Annotated in this window: 12 protein-coding genes; 4 read left to right on the top strand and 8 right to left on the bottom strand. The window is 60.0% G+C overall.

The genetic code is table 11. The features are described 5' to 3' along the window. Positions 1 to 1,003 precede the first annotated feature (1,003 nt). Positions 1,004 to 1,501 (bottom strand): hypothetical protein, encoded by a 498-nt coding sequence (locus tag AC07SU_RS01915; RefSeq protein ID WP_494996047.1) that lies wholly within the window; start codon positions 1,499 to 1,501, stop codon positions 1,004 to 1,006. Between the two features lie 298 nt (positions 1,502 to 1,799). On the opposite strand from AC07SU_RS01915, the gene AC07SU_RS01910 reads away from it, so the two are divergent. Continuing rightward, positions 1,800 to 2,021 carry a hypothetical protein gene (locus AC07SU_RS01910; RefSeq protein ID WP_494996046.1) on the top strand — a complete coding sequence of 74 codons (222 nt, stop codon included), beginning with the start codon at positions 1,800 to 1,802 and terminating at the stop codon, positions 2,019 to 2,021. Between the two features lie 244 nt (positions 2,022 to 2,265). Here the strand turns inward: AC07SU_RS01910 and AC07SU_RS01905 are convergent, their stop codons facing one another. From AC07SU_RS01905 to AC07SU_RS01895, 3 genes are all read right to left on the bottom strand, one after another. Next, complete coding sequence (locus tag AC07SU_RS01905) at positions 2,266 to 2,859, bottom strand: hypothetical protein (protein ID WP_494996194.1); 594 nt, start codon at positions 2,857 to 2,859, stop codon at positions 2,266 to 2,268. Beyond that, complete coding sequence (locus AC07SU_RS01900; protein ID WP_494996045.1) at positions 2,856 to 3,428, bottom strand: RNA polymerase sigma factor; 573 nt, start codon at positions 3,426 to 3,428, stop codon at positions 2,856 to 2,858. Before AC07SU_RS01900 ends, AC07SU_RS01905 begins: the two co-directional genes overlap by 4 nt. Before the next feature lie 138 nt (positions 3,429 to 3,566). Beyond that, a complete protein-coding gene (locus AC07SU_RS01895; RefSeq protein WP_494996044.1) occupies positions 3,567 to 5,219 on the bottom strand; it encodes a vWA domain-containing protein in 1,653 nt (550 codons plus the stop codon). A 436-nt stretch (positions 5,220 to 5,655) separates the two neighbouring features. Here AC07SU_RS01895 and AC07SU_RS01890 point away from each other — a divergent pair, with 436 nt between their 5' ends. From AC07SU_RS01890 to AC07SU_RS01880, 3 genes are all read left to right on the top strand, one after another. Next, positions 5,656 to 7,164 (top strand): M10 family metallopeptidase C-terminal domain-containing protein, encoded by a 1,509-nt coding sequence (locus AC07SU_RS01890; RefSeq protein WP_494996043.1) that lies wholly within the window; start codon positions 5,656 to 5,658, stop codon positions 7,162 to 7,164. A 150-nt stretch (positions 7,165 to 7,314) separates the two neighbouring features. After that, positions 7,315 to 7,926, top strand: coding sequence for a hypothetical protein (locus tag AC07SU_RS01885; RefSeq protein ID WP_494996042.1), 612 nt, complete (start codon positions 7,315 to 7,317; stop codon positions 7,924 to 7,926). 3 nt (positions 7,927 to 7,929) lie between these two features. Then, positions 7,930 to 8,517 carry a hypothetical protein gene (locus AC07SU_RS01880; RefSeq protein WP_494996041.1) on the top strand — a complete coding sequence of 196 codons (588 nt, stop codon included), beginning with the start codon at positions 7,930 to 7,932 and terminating at the stop codon, positions 8,515 to 8,517. 70 nt (positions 8,518 to 8,587) lie between these two features. Here AC07SU_RS01880 and AC07SU_RS01875 read toward each other — a convergent pair whose 3' ends face one another. The 4 genes from AC07SU_RS01875 to AC07SU_RS01860 are packed head-to-tail and all read right to left on the bottom strand — an operon-like array spanning position 8,588 to position 19,782. Further along, entirely contained in the window at positions 8,588 to 8,899 is a 312-nt protein-coding gene (locus tag AC07SU_RS01875) for a hypothetical protein (protein WP_176997420.1), read from the bottom strand. 8 nt (positions 8,900 to 8,907) lie between these two features. Continuing rightward, positions 8,908 to 9,366 carry an SMI1/KNR4 family protein gene (locus AC07SU_RS01870; RefSeq protein WP_494996040.1) on the bottom strand — a complete coding sequence of 153 codons (459 nt, stop codon included), beginning with the start codon at positions 9,364 to 9,366 and terminating at the stop codon, positions 8,908 to 8,910. Positions 9,367 to 9,374: 8 nt separating this feature from the next. After that, positions 9,375 to 18,026, bottom strand: a complete 8,652-nt coding sequence (locus AC07SU_RS01865; RefSeq protein WP_494996039.1) for a two-partner secretion domain-containing protein — start codon at positions 18,024 to 18,026, stop codon at positions 9,375 to 9,377. Positions 18,027 to 18,057: 31 nt separating this feature from the next. Beyond that, positions 18,058 to 19,782, bottom strand: coding sequence for a ShlB/FhaC/HecB family hemolysin secretion/activation protein (locus AC07SU_RS01860; RefSeq protein ID WP_494996038.1), 1,725 nt, complete (start codon positions 19,780 to 19,782; stop codon positions 18,058 to 18,060). Between the last annotated feature and the right edge of the window lie 118 nt (positions 19,783 to 19,900).

The following is a 19,900-nucleotide window of genomic DNA, read 5'->3' as shown; positions in this document are numbered from 1 at the left end:
CCACCACCTTGGCCGCTAAGGTGCGCCTGCCGCTGTGCGATGACTCCAGCTTGCCGGTAGAGGCTGCTGATTGTCTGTTGTAAGCGTCACAGGCCCGGTACACCTCTGGCCCGCAGTCCAACTGAAGATGTTTGAACGCCAGTTCAAAGGCTTCCCCTTGTGAGTCATGACTGCCTTTGAACCTGGACGAAATCCTCGGTATTCACCCGCGCCGGAGAGCCCCCAGTGTCGCCGATGACGTACCGCAAACCATGCCTCGAGTGCGACAAGACATTTGGCATGGGGCAGATAGATATGCAGTCGCATGCTGTGAGCATTGACTATCGGGCTACACCAGAACCGCGCCGGCGTTTTGCTTTTGGCCAAAGGCCCAAATAAGTGGAAGTCCTAGGTTGATGATTTGCGTCTTACTCAACACCAACCCCTCCTCCAGAGCATTCAACGTTGTAACAGCTACTTGCCATGTAACACGTATACCAGCAAACCAGTCACAGCTCTGTAACTCAAAATAAATCATTTAAAATCAGCATCTTATATGTATCCGTAACACGCGTAACGCGCGTAACACGGTTTCATTGGGGCATCCCCCTAGCCCCGTCTGTATTGCTCCTCCAGCGAAGCGATGTCGATCATGCTCTTGGCTTTGTTTCTAAAGTGGGAACCCTGGAGCAATCTGAAGGTAGGGGATAGGAAACCCGCGGGATAGTATTAGCGGACAGCCTTCCAGCTTAGTGAGCAGGTGAACTCCTGCTCACCTGGGCATTTGCCCTACCGATTGGGCCAGCTGAGAACACCATTACCCATACGGTAATGATGCCCTCTTTTCTTCAAAATCCTTTCAATTTCAACGATTGAAATTTCAGTAACTTCCAACGCTTCCCACTAAATCGATCCCGCGGGTTTCATGCCCCGTGCGTACTCGAAAGTCACAGGGGCCCCGGCGAGAATTCTGGGTCAGGACTGAAGAACGGCTCGGAGGAACCTGAGCCGTTCAGATAGAGAGCTAAGAAATCACACTGACGGTGACTAATATCCCACCGCTATTATCCCCAAATCCCTTAGGTTCATCGTTAGCTGTAAGCCAGAGCAAACCCTCTAGATCGGGGGGTACGAACCCATAGTTACCTATGGAAAACGTTTCGCTACCACCTCCAACGTGATCACCGCCAACTTTACCAATGAGCGAACCCTCTGGTGCCCCAGGTCTCAGATAGGTACTTCCTGCTGTATACCGATCACTCCCAGCGGCACCTGTCGGCCCCCAGTAGGGATTGGTACGCCACTGCCCTGAAACATAACTCACAGCCAGCAGCAATCCCTTGCGAACGTAGATACCTGAGTTATTCCAATAGCCTGTAGGCCTTGCAGAAATCAGGATCACCGGTTGACTAGAAACCTCCGCAATAGGTGCACTAGCGGTCTCAAGTGCCAGGGTGCGTGCGGCCTGATAATCGGGATCTTGAACGAGTTCGTTTGGTAGCAACTGCAAAATGTTTGACATGACATCTCCTTGACGATCAAGTGATTGAACGAGATTGCAGAACAAAGATCTGACGCTGCCATTACCGAGGATCGCGAAACTCTCAAGCCTCAACGGCGGATGGAGTATAGGCATTATTTTGCCATCACCCGGGACACTACAGAAAAAGGTGCGTGCCCCCTCATTTCCCTTAGAAGGTGATAGAAATAGCTAGCTTCCTAGATGTCACCACGTGTCCAACAGCATTGTGGAAAAGTGTTATCCGCATGGGCTCTAGAGCGCTTGGCCCTATTCAAAGTCACTGCCGTGGAGAATTTTTGTGGAAGACGTCTCACTGCTCGCCTCATTGCTAAAGCGCCTTAACGAAAACCAGCTCGCCCTTGGGGCTGCCATTGAGGAGCTTTCAAATTGGGTGGAACAAAGAGGCTCAACTGAAGTAGCACAGAACATCCGAGGTGCACTCGACACGCTGGATGAAAATTCTGGATTCATTACCCTTGCCCTCGCATCACTGGCGGCAGAAGGTCGAACGAAGAAGTAATAACCCACCTGGATGGCAACACACCGCTGACGATTTGTTACTGCTTTATCCTGGGGGGATACCACGAAAGCAGTGGCCAGAAAGAAGCACCGTGTATGCCCACGTGTATGCCTAACCGACGCACAACCAAGCAGGCCCAATAAATACAGGCCTCTTACTGACCAGTTCAAACGACGCCGGGGCACCAGATACGAACGAAAAAGCCCCAGGTCGAAAGGCCTGGGGCTTTTTTATGGGTGTCAATTCACCGCTTCTGCAATGCCTCCAACCTTGCCGGCAAATCCTCCCCGGGGAAGCGCGCATGCAGCGCCAGCAGCTTCTCATCCGCCGCCCTCGCCTGCCCTGCTTCACGCAGCCTCACTATCTCATGCAACCCATCCTCCAACGAAGGCAACGCCACCGGCGCGCGCTTGCTGAGCCTGACGCTGGACTCATCCGCCATCGAGCCCATGACTTGCGCACTCTCGGCCTTCGGTGCAACGGCAAGGCGTGCCACGGGCGCAGGGGCCGACATCGGGGGCGGCGTCGGGCGGGCGGCTTCTTCGTGGAGCGCGGAGAAGGTAGCCGTGGAGATTTCCGGCTGTGGCACGGGCGAGCGCATCACCACGCCGATCATCAGCGCCAAGCCCGCCACGGTGGCGAATGCCATCTGCCAGCGCGGGCGTTGGCAAGCTTGCAGCCAGCGCTGCCACAGGGTCGGCTGTGGGGCCGGGGCTTCGCGGCGGGCGGTGGCGAGGATGAAGGCGTCGAGGGACGCAGGCGGTTCGCCGGTGCTGTGTTGACGATAGTGCTGGAGCAGCACGTCGTCGGTATCCGGGGTGTGTCGGGAGTCGGTCATGCGGATATCTCCTCGGCCAGCAGGCGACGCAGTTTCTGCTGGGCGTAACGCAGGCGGCTTTTTACGGTTTCCAGCGGCGTGTTGGTGAGTGCGGCGATTTGCGGCACTTCCAGGTCGCCGTGCAGGCGCAGCAGGAAGACCTCGCGCTGGTCTTCGGGCAAGTCCTGCAACGCAGCGTCGAGACGCGCCTGGTCGCGGCTCAGGCTCAATTGCTGCTCGGGGCCGGCGCTGTCGTCGGCCTGGGCATGCAGTTGCTCGTCGTAGCTGTCGTGCAAAGGGTTGTGAATGCCGTGCTTGCGCCAGTAATCAATCAACCGGTTGCGGGCAATCTGGAATAACCAGGTACGAAAGCTCGCCCGGCCCTGTGGCTGGGTATTGCTGCGGATCAGGCTGAGCCAGGTCTCCTGGTAGATTTCCTCGGCCAGTTCGGCTTTGTTGCTCAAGGACACCAAGAACCGGTACAAGCCCTGGCGATGCCGCGCGTACAGAACCTCAAACGCGGCACTTTCACCGGTTCGGTAGCGGGCCAGTAGCGCTTCATCGCTGGGTGAATCGTCTGGGACGGCCATGCGGGTGGCGAACTCCTTTCGGTATTCCGTGTAGGAGCCGGCTTGCCGGCGATGGCGGTGTGTCAGGTGACGCATGCGCCACAGAGAGTCCGCTATCGCCGGCAAGCCGGCTCCTACAGGTGGGCGGTTTGTTGGAAATCAGTGTTTGAGGGCCTGGGCCATTTCAACCAGTTGCACGAACTCATTGCGCAGGCCAAAGGGATCATCGCCCCGGGCCGAGCGTGCCAGTGCGGCCGTGTCACTCAAACTCATGGACCCAGTGTAGCGGCCATCGCCCTTGAGCTGTTGGGCAAAGGCGGCCACGGCCGCCGAGAAGCGCAGGTCGTCGCTGGCCTTGTTTGATGCGTTGCTGATCGGGCGCTCGATCAATCGGCTGTCGCCCCCCGCAGCGGGCTTGTAGCGTACGCGCAACATGGCCAGCTCAGCGGAGTTGCCTACCGACGAAGGCTCACTGGCGTAGCGCAACGGTTCTATCCAGCCTTTCTTGCCCTTCGGCACGATTTCGTACAGCGCAGTTACCGTATGCCCTGCGCCGATTTCACCGGCGTCGACCTTGTCGTTGTTGAAATCCTCACGCTTGAGCGCGCGGTTTTCATAGCCGAGCAAACGGTACTCGCTGACCTGGGCCGGGTTGAACTCCACCTGCAACTTCACGTCCCGCGCGACGATCGCCAGGGTTGAGCTGAGCTGGTCCACCAGCACCTTGCGGGCTTCGCGCAGGTTGTCGATATACGCATAGTTGCCATCGCCTGCATCAGCCAGCTGCTCCATCAGGTGTTCGTTGTAGTTGTCCACACCAAACCCCAGGGTGGTGAGGGAGACACCACTTTTGCGCTGGTCCACGGCCATCTGTTTGAGGCTGTCGAAGTCGCTGACACCCACATTGAAGTCACCGTCGGTCGCCAGCAGGATGCGGTTGATGCCGTTGTCGATAAAGCCTTCGCGGGCCATCTGGTAGGCCAGCTCGATACCCGAGGCTCCTGCGGTGGAGCCGCCTGCGGTGAGCTGGTCGATGGCATTGCGGATTTTCACCTTGTCGCGGCCGGACGTGGGCTTGAGCACCACACGCGATTCACCGGCGTACACCACCAGCGACACATGGTCTTGCTCACGCAGTTGATCCACCAGCAACTTCAAGGTGCTTTTCACCAGCGGCAGGCCTTCCGGGCGGTCCATGGAACCGGATACATCCACCAGGAACACCAGGTTGGCCGGCGCCAGCTGCGCCACGGCGCGGTCGGACGCCTTGATGCCGATGCGCAGCAATTGCGTGTCTGGATTCCACGGCGTGGCCGCCACCTCGGTGGTCACGCCAAAGGGTGAACCGTCCGTGGGCAGCGCATAGCTGTAGGGAAAGTAGTTGACCATTTCCTCCAATCGCACGGCGCCGTCAGGCGGCAAACGACCTCCGTTGAGGAACCGTCGCACGTTGGCGTAGCTGCCGGTGTCGACGTCGACACTGAAGGTCGAGACCGGTGTCTCGACCACGCGGTGCACCGGGTTGTCCGGCAGGTTAGCGTATTGCTCACGGGGTTCGCTGCGGTACGCCATTGCCGTCGAGTCTTGCGCCATCAACCGCGCAGTCATCGGGGCTGGCAGCGCCATACGCTTGACCAGCGCACCTTGCACCGGCTCGCTGCTCAGCTCGGAAAGAGGCGCTGCGACGGTGGCTGCTTCAGGCTTGGCCTCATCGCGGGAAGAAGACAGCCCGCACCCGGCGAGCGCGATCAACGAGACGACGGCGACCCCCTGGAAAAAAGGGCGCAGGTACAACGTGGAGAGAGGGGACATGGCGACAGGACCTCGCGGATAAATGATGCCTACACAGCATCAGACGCAAGGTGCCTTCAGTTCGGGTTAAGCCTGGGTATTGCTTTACCCAACACGAGGATGAGACAGGCAATCCTGTAAGCCCATGTATATGTCTTTTAGTGTCCAGTAGACGACTTTCGAAAAGCCCATCCATACAAATAGATGGAACCCACTCTAGTTCGACGCTTGCGGTACACCAGCGCATTGACTTTAAAACCATACATCTGCAACAGCATGCGACACTCACCCATGGCAACCTTCAAGAAACATAAAAATCCTTGGCCGCCAGTCACCGCACTGCCAGCTTAATAAGCGCAATAGGACATTGCCCAACGTCATTGACCAAGGATAAAAATAAAGATCTCCCTGGAATATTCCTCACATGAGAATACCTTCTGGATTCCCCGGTTTCGTCATGCCGTTCACTCGCCCTTCGACGCCGCAGAATTTCTTCCGGCCCTTCCATTTACCATTGATCTTTCGCCCCTTTGTGCGCCCGTTCATCAGCCATCCTTTCGTACGGCCGTTCATCCAACCCTTTTTGCGCCCTATGCCCCGACCAGACCATCAGCCCCTGACACCAGATCGAGGTGATCCCACCCGCAATGTGGATAAACCTGCCGGGCGCAACCGGAGTGCGCAGGACCCAACCCTGCGTCCGGACGACCCCTATATCTCCAAAATAAACAAGCGCGCCTTCGACGAACAACAGTGCGCCAGGCAACTCACCGGGGGTATCCGAAAATGGCATGACCGAAATAAAAACAACGTCACTGAAATTGCCTATTCATTCAATAACGGCTGGTTCAGCGAGGCACAGAAACGCGAGGCACGGCGTTCGATAGAGTCCTGGAGTGACGCGGCCAACCTGGCCTTCACCGAAAATGGTGGCGCAGCCGAAGGCCGGCTGACGTTTGGCATTTCGCCTTTTATCAAAACCGCGCAAGGCACCTACCCAACACCCAACGGGCACGGAGGGGGCGAAACCCTCTATAACCCGGCCATGGTCGATCGCGCCGTCATGACCCATGAAATCGGTCATGCCCTGGGGCTTCGTCACCCCGGCCACTACGACGGCAGTGCATCAGAAAACCAGCGCGTCTATGCGCAGGACTCCATTGCCCACACCGTCATGAGCTATTTCGGTGACCGCAGCAGCGGCAAGGACCTGGGCGCCAAACCCAAGGCGCCCATGATGGATGACATCACGGCCATCCAGAAGCACTACGGTGCGAACCATCGAACCCGCAGAGAAAACAACACCTACGGCTTCAATTCAAATACTCGAAGGGACTACTACACGCTCAAATCCGCACATGACCGCTTCGTCGCCTGCATATGGGACGGGGCAGGCAACGACACCCTGGATTTTTCCGGTTACCGCTCCAACCAGACCCTCAACCTCAAGGCCGGTACGTTTTCCGACGTAGGCGGCCTGCAGGGCAACCTCTCGATTGCCAGAGGCTGCACGATCGAAAATGCCATAGGCGGCTCGGGCCAGGACGCGTTGATCGGCAATGCCGCCGATAACCAGCTCACTGGCAACGGCGGTTCGGACCAACTGCGCGGTGGCGACGGTGCCGATACGTTTGTCTACCGCCACGCGAGCGACTCTACGCCCGATCAACCCGACACCTTGATGGACTTCACCACCGGCACCGACAAGATCGATGTCAGCGGTGCCATGCAACAAGCCGATACGCCAGCGCTGGTCTTTACCCAAGCCTTCAGTGGCAAGGCAGGTGAAAGTATTCTTGCACATGACGAAAAAACCGGACGCGGCAGCGTCTCCATCGACCTCTCGGGCAACGGTCGCGCCGACCTGATGATCAATACGCACGGGCAGGTAAACCCCGAAGATTTCATCCAGTTCAAGCTTCGCCCGCCATTGGCGCAGAGCCGTTGGCGCCAAACAAAGCCGTGAGGGTGTCACACCCTGGCGGCGGCGACCCTGCGCCTCCCTCGCACTGCTCGCGCCCTCAAGAACGCCATTGATGAAATAAAAGTTACGCACTCAAGTTATCCCCAGGCAAGTCGAGACAATGGCTTGCTTGGTTCATTTATAGGGAATTACGTGTTGAAAACCTTCCTCCGGGCGACCGCCCTGATCGCGGCGCTGTCGATGACCGGCTGCGTGTCGTACAACGTCACAGGTCCCGTCGGCGCCCCGCTCCACCCGGCGTCCACCAGCAGCCCACGCAGTGCGCAAATCGCCGACGTCGCCGTCACCGCCGCCGACATCAACGACGCCAACAAAACGGCCATCAGCCGCTCCCTCACTGCGCAGTTGAATCAGTACGTGCGCACAGCGGGCTATTTCAAGCAGGTCACCGAATACCCTACGCGCCTGGGGGAAGACGATGTCCTGCTGAAGTTCAACATGACCTCCCTCAAGGGCCACCGTGGGCCGCACCCGGGGTACTTCCCCGGCGCGTTGCTCACATTGACCGTATGGATCTGGGTCAACGGCCCGATCTACGTCGACACTTTCGACGTGGCCGGCGACCTGGTGATCGTCGACCGCAACGGCAAGGAACTGGCGAGCGCCAAGGAAGAGGTCAAGTTCGAGCGCAACGTGGGCCTGTATGGCCGCGAATACTGGGCACCGACCATGGGTGCCAAACAGCTCAATGAGCTGGTCTCACAACTGCTCGACTCCGCCACCGCCAAGCTGCCCAAGGAATAACCCATGAAAGGATTGATCAAGCACAGCCTGGTGTTCGCCGCCGTATTGCTGAGCGGTTGCGTGTCCTACTCGCAACACGAGCTGCCTGCGGTACAGACCTGGCCGCCAACCGCCAACGCACCGGCACAAAAACCCACCGCGTTCGTGCGCACTACAGCGCTGAACCAGATCAACGGTGGTCCGGGCAATGCGACCGCTGGCGCGAACACGGTTCTGTGGGAAAAGGCTGTGGCTGACGCGTTTCGCCAGTCCAACCGCTTTTCGCGGGTGAGCACCGACAAGGTGGACTCGGACATCTACGCCGAAGCCACCCTGTACAACAACGAACAGTTCAGCATGGCCTCGGCGATCATCACCGGCGCTACGTTCTTCATCATCCCGTCCACGGCGAAGAACACCTTCACCCTGGAAACGGTGTTCAAGGACAAGGACGGCAAAGAGCTGGGCCGGGTCAAGAAGAGCGAGTCGGTGCGTACCTGGATGCACCTGGTATTGATCGTGACGATTCCATTCCAGGCCGACACCCGGGAAGTGGTCGAGGCGCTGACACGCAGCACGCTGGACGAAGCCGTCCAACGCAAGTTGCTGTAACGCTACACGTGTGGCAGGCGGCTACGTCCGCTTGCCACATGCCTTCCAATAATCGACAGGTCAACGCCCATCAGGGCGCTGGAGGAAAATTGGTGTCCACAAAGTTTTTCGCAAAATCTTCAGCGTTGATGTGTGCCCCCGCCGCGGCAAATTTCTCTGAGTTCACACGCCATATTTCGCGGATCTTGCCCGCCAGCGACTCAGGAAAATCCATTTGAGCCGCAACCACTTCAGACCAGTTGCCTTGCACCCCATACAGCTCGTGCAGCTTGGGTTCCAATGCACTCAAGGCTGTTTTTTGCTCGTCTGTCAGCTCATCAATGGCCGACAGCACATAGCACTCCAACAGGCGTAGAAAGGGTTTGCCCTCGTATCGATTCATAGCGCTTCTCAAATAAAATCCGGGTGAACGATCAATTGCTGCAAAAACGCCTCGAAACTCTCTGCCAGTAAGATTCGCTCCGAACCTTCATGTGAGTAGTACCAAACGGCGCCCGACGGCGAAGCCAGCGAAATATAAAACACGTTCCCCCCGCCATCACGACCGAATGGCAACATCGAGGAACCTAGCACTTCAGACCAATCCTCAAGCGCCTTTTCCAGACTCTCGGCGCCGCCTGCCCCCAATGGATAAAACCAATCGACGCTGACGCTGGAATCCGTCGAAGTATCCAGGAAAAAGGTCCCGACTTCGGGGTGTCCGCCGTTGGCACTGCGGATCAAGTGAAGATAGCTTTGTGGGAGCGAGTGGCCAAGCCGCTTCTCAACCGCACGCACGCAGGACTCTTCGCCGTTGAATCCCAGGCTCGCATGCCCCCCGACATTGATATTCAGTTCAGCAATATTCATGTTTTTTCCTAATTTTTTGGGGCGCCCCGTGGAATGGCCCATTCAGAATAGCCGCCCGCCGCGCCGGGATCAGGGTGAAGAACCCGCCACCAGGGAGAGCCTGGCGTGTGCTGCGCGCTCGGGACTAATCGCATGATGCCTTCCTGATTGAAAGCAACCGACGACGACGCATGTTCCCATGTCCATCCCGCTGGCGTCGCGCGGCCGCCGACCTTCGCAACCGAGGACTGAACGTTAGGGATCAATGTTTCCATCATTTCTGCAAACGCCGAATCCATTTTCATTGCATTGTCCAGCGCAGCATTGGACCTGTTGAAATGCACATTTCGACTGCGACCGAAGTCAGCCGGGTCCAGGGCCGTTTCAAACGCAACGCTGTAGCCCGTCGGCTTTTCCGGAGGCAACGCCAGCTCGAGGTCATGGACCTGTTGCGCCAGTTTACCTTCTGCCTTCGCCGCTTCCGCGACCTTTTCCAACTGTCTTGTCTTGCCTGCAGGGCCAGGCAACCCCATCAGCAATACATCCGCACCGATCTTGGTGTTCCTTGCGTACTGCTCGTAGTCATTGCCCTGCAGACCAAACACCAGACCTTGGCCGCCGTACTGAGTCCTCCAGTCATTAATGATATCGGTGGACGGGTCCACAAAAGGACTGATCAGTTTGTTGGCTTCCTCCAATGAATTACCGCCCAGGGCAAGCTTGAACAGCGAGCTCATGCCTTGGGCCACCTCCAGCACGCTACGCCCGATGCCCGCGGAACTGCCTTGGGCGCTGCCTCCAGAGACTTTGTCCCGGTAATCCAGATTGGCTTTGTAATAGTCCACCAACCCGGCGCTGTTGTAAGTGTCGGGGTCGCCCAGGTAGCTGATGTTGATGTTGCCGTTTCTGTACTCGCTGGCATGCGTGGTACTGAAGTTCTTCAGCAGGTTGACGGTTTCGTCGCCGCTGTAGGATCGGCGCGTTCCTTCGGGGTACAAAGCACTGTTGTCGTAGATCGCCGCCAGCGGTGCCAACGCTTCGCCCAGATGCTTCAGGGTCAGCGGATCGAACTGGCTTTCACCGGCTTTATCAATCGTCGCGCCCCATCCTTTGTCGGTATAGAACGCCAACGCTGCGGCCATGCGCCGTTCCGCTTCGGCCGGGGATATTCCGGCCTGCGCCGCCAGATTATCGGCCTCTTTTTGTATGAGGCGCGCTTCGGTGGGGTGCGCTTGTCGATTGTATTGGTCGACGGCACCTGCCGTAGTTCCTGCAACCAACGCTCCCGTCGATCCACGACCGCCGCCGACCGTTGCTCCCACACCCACTGCCACCAGCGCAGCCAACGCATCCTGGTCTGCCCCTTTGATGCCATTTTTGCCCAATGCCGCCGCAATGCTTGGCATCAAGGCCGCCGAGGCGCCCGCACCCAGCGCGCCACTTTGCACGTTGCCACTTGACAGCCCGATAGCGGCACCGGCCAACGCGTGCAACATCACACGCGCCGCACCACCTTCTGCCCAAGCCGCTCGGGTGGCGGCATCCAACTTGGGATCATTGGCACGCGACTGAGCGTAATCGCCAATTTTGTTGAAGATGTCGCTGGAAGCGGTGTTGGCCACGATACCCACGCTGGTCCCCACGGGCGCCCCACCCAGGCCTGCGGCGATCAGGCCAGACGCGATGTCCGCCATCAGACGCTTGTCGCCTCCCACCTGCCAGCGTTGAGCCTCGGTGTAAGCAGCGTTGGCCGCTTGCGTCGTCGCCGCTGCATCCGCAGAGCCAGCCTCGGTCTGGACTTTCGCCCGATCGGCCAGGGCCTTGGCCTCATCCGCTTTCGCCTTGCCCACTGCACTGATCACACCGCTGGCCAATTGCGCCGAGCTTTGAATCAGGTCAATGCGCTCCTGCATGGCCTTTTCATCCGGCCTGTCGAGTTTCTGATTGGCATTGGCGGTGTCGCGGTTGAGGCCCACCAGGTCATTTGCGCCTTCCGGGTTGCGAACCACAATCGAGCCTTCGCTGACTGCGCTGCGGGTATGACTACGCTCTTCATCTTTGAGAGCCAGCGGAATGCTGCCGCCCATCGAGGCGCCACCGGCACTGCTTGAAGACACCGAAATACCGGCAGACTGGCTCTTGATCTCGCTGACATTTTTGATATCGCTGACGATCAGACGATCAGTGCTGAGCCGATTCTTATCAGCGGACGCCTCACTGGCAATGACAGCACCCTGCAAGGTGGTGGTCTTGCCGACATTGATGTCGTAGCCGCCTGCACCCGCAAACAGCCCACTCTGATCGGTCACGCCCTTGTAATCGCTGTTCGTCTTGGCGGCAGCAAGGTTCACAGAACCCGCAACGGTGGAGCCATAGCAGAACGGTGGAATACAAATACTCGCACCGAAGCCGCCACTGCTTTGCTTGCTGCGTGAGGACTCGGTGTCCTGCAACGAGATGATATTCAGGTTGCCGCCAATATCCGCCTTGATGCTGTCGGCACGAACCTGGGCACCTTTGAGGGTGGTATCACCACCGCTTTGCAACAGCAGACTTCCGGTGTCGAGGGTGCTGTTGACCTGGGTGATGGAATTACCATTGCCATTGTTCTTGGCACCTTGGGCCCCCAGGTCCAGGGTGAAACCGTTTTGCTCGCCAATGTTGAAACTGGCACCAATCGCGGTTTTGTTGCTCGACCCTTCGTTCTTGCGATCCGCGGTATTTTGCGCGCTCTGCATCAGCACAGTGTTTTTCGCCAGCAACAGCGTATTGGCGGCTTTCAAGGCGCTGCCGGTGATCTGGATATCGCCTTGAGTCCCCGCAGCCGTGCCCGTGGCAACCACCGACAGCTCTTCCCCTGCGTTGAGCGTGCTTTGCTTGGCCGTGACGCTGTTGAACTCGCTGCTGTTCTTGCTGCGGTTATTGGCCAGTTCCGTGCCGATCTTGATCAGCGAACCATTGCTCGGGCTGCCGCCCTGCTTGTCTTTGAAGCCAGTGCTCTGGTCATTGGCGTCCGAGGCCTGGCCGCCTAGGTTATAGGCGGCGAGGGCGGCCTGGGCGATTTTCACCGCTTTGAGGCGTGGGTCATCGGCACTCTTCGCCGCCTCGGTCGCATCCCGAATGCTGCGCGCCGTGTCCACCACCGCGCCACCGATCACCCGGCCGACCGCCAGGCTCCTGGAACTGTCCTGCGACGTTTGCCGAGCAGTTTCAGCCCCCGCCACAATGTTCACATTGGAGCCCGTCAGCGCCATGCTCTTGGTACTCACCAAGTCACTGGCCACCACCGACAACTCACGCCCCGCCGTCAGCGACACATTGCCTGCGCTTGAGCCAATGGTGCTGCCGGTCAAGGTCATTTCATTGGCGGTGCCGTTGTGTTTCGAGCTGTTGATGTACAGGTGCTGGTTACCGGTAAGGTCATCCAGGCCGAGCTTGTTGCCGGTCAACACGCCGGTGAGGTCGCGGTTCTTTTCCTTGTGCATGTCGGTGCGGGCAAAGGTGTTTTGCGCCGCATCAATGGTCAGGTCACGGCCGGCTTGTACGGCGAGGTCGCCGGTGCTGACCAGGGAGGAACCGGTGACCGTCGCATCACGCTGGGCGGCCACAGTGACCGTTTCACCCGAGACCATGCTGCCCATCGCGGTGGTGCGTTTTTCGTTGACCTGGTCCTCGACCTTGCTTGATTTCAGCCCGCCCCAGCTGCTTTTACTGTCCTTGCGTTCATGGCGGGCGCTGTCGGAATTGCTCACCGCCAGGATGTTCACATCCCCACCAGCCACCAATTGCGTTGTGCCTTTTTCAGCGGTGACGGCACTGCCTGCCAGCAACAGGTTCTCACCGGCTACCACCGTGCTGTGCGTACCCGCGCTGACCAGGCTGCCGACGTTGTTTACCGCGTCGGTTTCGTCGAGGCGGAATGACTTGCCCTGGGACGTCTTCTTGGTCTTGCTGAAGAAGCTGTAGTCGTGATCTTCGGCGCTCTTGAGGCTGAGGTTCTTGCCGGCCACCAGGTACGCTTCGTTGCCCGCATTCACCTGGCTCGCGACCAGTTGCAGGTCTTGACCTGCACTCAGGTTGGCATCGCCGCCGGCCTTGAGCACGGAAGACACCTGCTGCACGTGGTCCTCAATGCTCTTGACCTTCTTCGAGTTGTACGCCGAGTGCTGTTCGTTGGCGGCGCTGATGACATTGAGGTTGCCGGTGGCCACGACGGCCACGTCGCGCTTGGCTTCAAGCTGGCTGGCGGCGATGTTCACGTCCTGCCCGGACGTCACCTTCATGTCCTGCCCGGCCTGGATGACCGACCCCTGCTGGGTAATGCTGGCCTGGCGCGAGCGAGTACCGATCACGCTGCTGTTCTGGGTTTGCGCGGCGACGATATTTACGTCGCCCACCGCCTGGGTGGTGGTATCGGTGCCGCTGCTGAGCGCGCCACCGACGTTGTTGATGTTGCGGCCGGCTTGCAGGGTCAGGGCACTGGCCGATTCGATACGTGCGGCGTTGTCGGCGAAATCCGAACGCTCGGCACGGTAAGCACTGGCGCTCTGGTGAGTAGTGACCGTGCGCTCGTTGAGCAGGTCGCCGCGTGCGGCCAGAGTGACCTCATGCCCGGCGATCACACCACCGGCCCGGTTGCTCAAGGTATTGCCAGCCAGCAGGTCGAGGCGGCCACCGGCTTCCATCAAGCCGGCGTTGCTCATGTCGCGCCCAGCACTCGCCAACAGGCTGCCCGTGGCACGCAAGGTGCCGACGTTGGTCAGGTTGCTGCCCGCCAGCAGGCTGATGTCGTTGCCGGTAATCAGCGCGCCGTTGGGGGCCAGACGGTTGTTGGCCTGGGCCAGGTAGAGCACCGGTACCAGGACCTGCTGGCCGGCAACCGTGACGTTTTCCATCCACACGATATCGTGGGTCAGCGCCGCCACTTGCTCGGCGGTGAGGCTCACGCCCACCGACAGGTTAAGGGCGTCCTTGCTGCTGATGGCGTTGTCCATCAGGTGCTTGAACAGGTCGGCGTCGCTGGTCTGGCCGTCGATGAAACGCTGGCCGGTACGGGCGAGCACCGCCTGCTGGATCAGGCGTTGCTCGTAGAAACCATCGCCCAGGCGACGTTGCGCCGTGTCGGGGTCATAGCCGAGCTTGGCCAGCATGTAATCCGAACTCATGAACTGACGCATGTCGGTGAGCAGCGGGTTGGTTTCGATCAGGTATTTGTGCGGGTTGGCCGCGAACTGGCTGGTGGGCAGGCCACTCACGCCGTTGCCATCGTTGAGGTGGAACAAACCGTTTTGCCCGGTGGGCAGGTTGAATCCTGGCAGGCCAAGCGGATTGACCTGCTGCTGGGCCACGTCGGCCGGCAATTGTGCGTTGAGGTTGATCTGCGTCGAGTAGCCTGTGGCGCCGCCGGTCGTCGCACCGCTGCCGACGTAGGTGTAGCCGCCACGGACCACGCTGTTGTCGATGCCGGCCTGGGCCTTCACATCCACCGCACCGCCGGCCTGGATCACTGCGCCGTAACGTTGGTCAGGCGTGCTCAACTCGGTGGTTTTGCGCAGCCCGGTCTGTTCGCTTTCCATCTGGCCAATGAACGACGCCATGGCCGCCTCCAGGCCGCCAAGGTTCTTCGGATCGTACTTCGCGCCGCCTGCCGAATATTGCTGGGTGAAGGCCGCCGCTGCGCGGTACCAGCCGTCTGGGTTGCGCTCACGTTCAGAGGTGAAGATGCGTTGGTATTCGGTGTCATGGGTCACGACGCCGACGTTGGTCAGTTGGTTGACCGCGGCCGTCAGGTTGCCCCCCGCCGCAATGCTACTGCTGCTGTTGAGCAACTCGCCGCCGGTGAGCAACAGGTTGCCGCCCGAGGTGATGGCGGAGCCCGCCGTCGCATCGCTGACGATGAAGCGATCGCGCTGAGTAATCAGGAACGGACGGTTCTGCTTGCCGCCGTCGCAGTCGCCACCGGTCACGCCTTCGATGCAAGGCGTAGGGGTGATCGAAGCGCTGTAGATACCGGACTCGGTGGTGAGCACGGTACGGATGTTCTGGATCGAACCGGCAGCCAGGCTCAGATTGCCGTCGGCCTGGATCGTGGAGGAGCTGTTGATGATGCTGCTGGCCAATCCACCCTGACCGTCGCGGTCAATGCGCAGGTTGCCCATGGCGTAGATATCGGCGGCGATGTTTTTCAGGCGGTCGACGCGCAGGCTCATGTCACCCCCGCTGAAGACCAGGCCATGGTCATTGAGCAGGCTGCCGACGTTCAGGTCGAGCGTGCCCTGGCTGGCCACGGTGCCTGCCAGGGTCCAGTCCTGGCCGTTGCCGACCAAGGCGCGGGTGCCGAGCAATTTGCCGGTAGCGGTCTGCTGCAGGTTGCCGACGTTGACGGTCAACTGCCCGGCCTGGATCGCAGTGCTGTTGGTCCAGCTGGCTCTGTCGAGGGTCAGGTCACCCTGGGTCACCAGGCTGCCGCCCACGTCGTCGAGGCTGATGCCGCTAAGGTCGAGCGTGCCCTTACCCACGTGCAGCACGCTGCCGCTGACGTTGTTGAACGTGCCCGCGGCGAGACTCAACTCGTTGTTGGCGGTTTCGAGTTTGCCGCTGTTGGCCAGCAAGCCGCCGATGGCGTAGCGGGTCTTGCCCGTGGCGCCCAACGCGCGCATCTGACCACTGTTGTTCAGGCTGGCGGTGTCGACGTCGAGGGTCGTGGCGCTTTCGATCAAGCCACGGTTGGTCAGGGCGCCGCGCAGGCTGACGTCGATCTGATTGCCGGCGATCTCGCCACCGTTATCGACATTCATGCCGCCCAGGCGCACGCGGTCGCGGGCAAACAGATAGCCGCCGCCGTTGTTGAACGCGGTGGCATCGACGACAGCATCCCCGGCTTTGGCGGTGATCCGCCCGCCGTCGTTTTCCAACGTGCCGACGGTCAAGTTGACGCCAGCCTTTTCACTGTGGATCAGGCCATTGCCACCGTTTTGCAACAGGCCGCCCACCGTCAGGGCCAAGCCATCGTTGGCGGCCAGGGTGCCGTTGTTGCTGTTATCGACGCTGTTAGCGAACAGGGTCAGCAGGCCCTGGCTGGTGAACTTGCCGCCCTGATTGTCGATGTGATCGGCGTGTTTGATCAGCAATGCGCCGGCACTTGCCAGCTTGGCGTTCTGGTTGATCAGGTTGCCGAGCAGATCCAGGGTGATGGTGCTGGCGCCAGTGAGGCTGCCGGCGCTGTTGTCCAGGGTATTGCCGTGCAGTTCGAAGGCGCCGGTGCTGTCGATGGAGCCGCCCTGGCTGTTGTCCAGCACACCGCTGACGGTGAGTGTTTGCGCGCCGTCGCTGGAAATCACGCCTTCATGGCTGTTGTTGAGCTGCGCACTGGTGACGCTCAGGGTGTTGTCACTGAGCAGTCGACCTTTGTTCTGGTTGTCGACCGTATCGGCGGTGGCCTTCAAGGCCTGCTTGGCACTCAAGGTACCGCCTTGGTTGGTTAGAGTTTGCGCGGCGTTGGCGGTGAGGTTGCGGTTGGCGATCACCGTGCCGGTGTTGGTGAGGTGCTGGCTGTCGAGCTTCACGTCGCCACCGGCGTTGCGGGTGTTATCGGCGTTGACGCCAGCCTCGATGATGCCGTTGTTGGTCAATTGGCCGTTGCTGGCCAGGGTGATGCTGTCGCGTGCAGCGAGGGTCTTGCGGTTTTTCAGCTCGCCCTTGGTCTGTGCCTTGAGCGTGGTGCCGGCGTAGATCGGGCCTTGTGCGTCGAGGCTGGCGGCCTTGATGTCCACTGCGCCGCTGGAGGCGGCCTGGGCCATGCTCAGGTGGCCGTTGGCGTCGAGCTGGATGTCGCCGCCACTGGCGGCGAGCGTGCCATCGAGTTTCACGCCCACACCGGCTTCGGTGCCCACCAGCTTGATCGCGCCCGCGTACATGCCGCCCAGGGCCGACGAGTCGATGGCCAGTTCCGGCTTGGCGCTGCCGTCGTCGGCGCGGGTGGTGGTTTTCAGGCTTTGGGCATCGACGTCATTGCGCCCGGCGATCACCGTGAGCTGACGTGCGTTGATCTGCGCATTGATCTTGGCCGAACGGGTGATGATCTCGAAGCGGTCGACGTTGCTCGCGTTCAAGCCCTTGCCGTCGATGGTCACTGCGCCACCGTCCACCTGGTAATGGTCCAGGCGGCCGGCTTTGTCGATGATCGGCTTGCCGGTGGTCAGGGTGACGTTGGGGGTGTTGATGAAACCGCAGCCGTTGCACGTGATGCCGTAGGGGTTGGCGACGATGACCTTGGCCGACTGGCCTGCCACTTCGGTGTAGCCACGCAGTTGGCTGGGGCTGCCGCCGTTGACTTCGTTGAGGATGACGTTCGCAGCACCACCCTTGAGGTTCGGGTTGCCCACGATGATCCCGCCCAGCTGCGTGCTTTGCACCATGCCGGTGGCGTTGTTGAGGATCACGCCATTGGGGCCGACGTTGTAATCCTTGAACTGGTTGTGGGACAAGCCACTGCCATTGGGCGTGGCGATGTTCACCACCGGCACGCCGTTGCCCGCCTGGCCCACAGTGGTACCAGGGCCGCTGACCACGATGCCGTCGGCCTGGGCCAGCAGTGGCTGCCAGAACAGCGCATTGGCCAGGATCAGAGCCAGGCCGCGTTGGGACAGGCTTTTCAGGGCAAAAGAGGGGCGAACATCCATATTCTTAAATCTCAAGGCAGCGGGCGTTGAATTACAGGAAGACATCCAGGCGCAAATAGATCGGCGCTTCGCGCTCGGTCATCACGCCAGGTCGCTCCAGGGAATGGGCAAACGTCACGCTGGTGCTGACGTATTTGCCCCGCGCGAACAACTCCACGGAGTTGCTCGACACCCGGCCATGCTGGGTGTCGTTGTAACGGTCGTTGCGGATCACGCCCTGGTCGTAGCCGACGCCGGCGCCGTATTCGAGGAACGCCGGGCGCAGCCAGGCGACGTTCACTGGGCGGGTCCAGCGCAGGTCGTTGCGCCAGTAGCCGCCGCTGTCACCGGTCAGTTGCTGGTCCTTGAACCCGCGCACCGAATACGAACCGCCGAGGCTCATGCGTTGCGGCGCGTACAACACGTCTTCACTGCGTTGCCCGGTGGCCAGGCTGGTGAAGGTGAACGACTCGCCCCACAAGGCGAACGGTTGCAGGTAACTGACGGTGGCGGTGTATTTGCGGTAGTGCGTGGTGGGCGTGAGGTTGCCGAAACCATCGCGAAACTGCGTGTTGCTCTGGGCATCGAAAGCGCCAATACCGTTCTGCATGCCCACATCGAGGTTGACGAACGCGCTGGCGATGCGGCGCCCGTGGCTGACGCCCACTTGGAACTCACTGAGGCGGTTGCTGCTCACGTCCAGGCGCGTGTCATTGATGTAGTTGTTGGTGCGCAGATGGGTCAGGCCGACGTTGACCGAGGTCTTGCTCACGTCGTCACGGTGCACTACGCGTTCGGCGCGCAATTGGTGGTTCTGGCTTTCGCCCCATTGCTTGTACTTGAAGTCATCGACCGCGCCCGGCGTGCGGTATTCGCTCTCGCTGTAGGCGTAGCTGAAGTTCCACCAACCCCACGGCAGGTTGTAGTAGAGCATGCTGTTCTTCGAGGTTTTCTGGTGGTCGCTGATGGCGTCATGGCCGCCACGCAGCACCAACTGATCCGCCAGGCCCAGCGGGCTGTCCCACTCCAGGCCCGCGCCCCATTGCTGTTCGCCAGTACTGCGCTGGCCGTCGTTGTTGCGCGACAGGCTAGCGCGCCAAGGCTTTTGCGGCACGTTCTTGACCAGTACTTCACTGCCGCCGATTTCGCTGCCAGGGGTCAGTTCCATCTGCGCTTGCTTGGAGGGTAAGCGGCTGAGCTGGTCCACCAGTTGCTCGACCTCACGCAGGTTGAGCGCTTCGCCGACCTTGCCGGGAAAGGCCATCGCCAGCTCACGGTCGGTCACGTTGCTGCCCTGGGCGCCCTTGATGCCTTCGAGCTTGCCCTCCACCACCAGCACGCGCAGGTGGCCGGTGGAGAGGTCCTGCTGGGGCAAATAGGCGCGGCTGGTGACGCGGCCCTTGGCGATGTAGTAGTCGGTGACGACCTTGAGCAATTCATTGAGCTGCGAAACGCCCAGGCATTGGCCGATGTAGGGTTTGACCAGGCTCGCTTTGGCCGCGGCCGACAGGCTGTCGGCGCCTTGCAGTTCGATGTCTTTGATGGGGAAGCAACGGGTGTCGGCAGGCAGCGCCGGGGCTTGGGAGCGGGTGTCCTTGCCGGGCAGGTCCTGCAGCTCTTCGAGGCGCCGGCGTTGCTCTTCGAGCAGGCGGTTCTGCCGCTCACGAATCAGGTCCTGATCACCCGGCGTAGGCGCAGCCCCAGCGCTGTTCACACTCATGTAAGCGAGCAGGAAAGTGCACAGAAGATACCGAGTCCGTGGCAGTAACAAAGACATGTTCGATCCATCGAAAATCAAGGGCCGGCAAACTAACATCGAACTTCAACGAATCCAAGAAAACGGATTAGTTGGACATTCGTACTAATTAAACCTTCAAGCCATTGATTAATAACAA

It is taken from the genome of Pseudomonas sp. GW821-FHT05H12 (genome assembly GCF_059419385.1).
Note: the sequence above shows the minus strand (reverse complement) of the source record. Positions and strands in the feature narration are given on the sequence as shown.

Coding starts and splice junctions, on each gene's coding strand:
- AC07SU_RS01915 (WP_494996047.1), bottom strand. CDS start 1,501: ATGTCAAACATTTTGCAGTTGCTACCAAACGAACTCGTTCAAGATCCC.
- AC07SU_RS01905 (WP_494996194.1), bottom strand. CDS start 2,859: ATGACCGACTCCCGACACACCCCGGATACCGACGACGTGCTGCTCCAG.
- AC07SU_RS01900 (WP_494996045.1), bottom strand. CDS start 3,428: ATGGCCGTCCCAGACGATTCACCCAGCGATGAAGCGCTACTGGCCCGC.
- AC07SU_RS01895 (WP_494996044.1), bottom strand. CDS start 5,219: ATGTCCCCTCTCTCCACGTTGTACCTGCGCCCTTTTTTCCAGGGGGTC.
- AC07SU_RS01890 (WP_494996043.1), top strand. CDS start 5,656: ATGCCGTTCACTCGCCCTTCGACGCCGCAGAATTTCTTCCGGCCCTTC.
- AC07SU_RS01880 (WP_494996041.1), top strand. CDS start 7,930: ATGAAAGGATTGATCAAGCACAGCCTGGTGTTCGCCGCCGTATTGCTG.
- AC07SU_RS01875 (WP_176997420.1), bottom strand. CDS start 8,899: ATGAATCGATACGAGGGCAAACCCTTTCTACGCCTGTTGGAGTGCTAT.
- AC07SU_RS01870 (WP_494996040.1), bottom strand. CDS start 9,366: ATGAATATTGCTGAACTGAATATCAATGTCGGGGGGCATGCGAGCCTG.
- AC07SU_RS01865 (WP_494996039.1), bottom strand. CDS start 18,026: ATGGATGTTCGCCCCTCTTTTGCCCTGAAAAGCCTGTCCCAACGCGGC.
- AC07SU_RS01860 (WP_494996038.1), bottom strand. CDS start 19,782: ATGTCTTTGTTACTGCCACGGACTCGGTATCTTCTGTGCACTTTCCTG.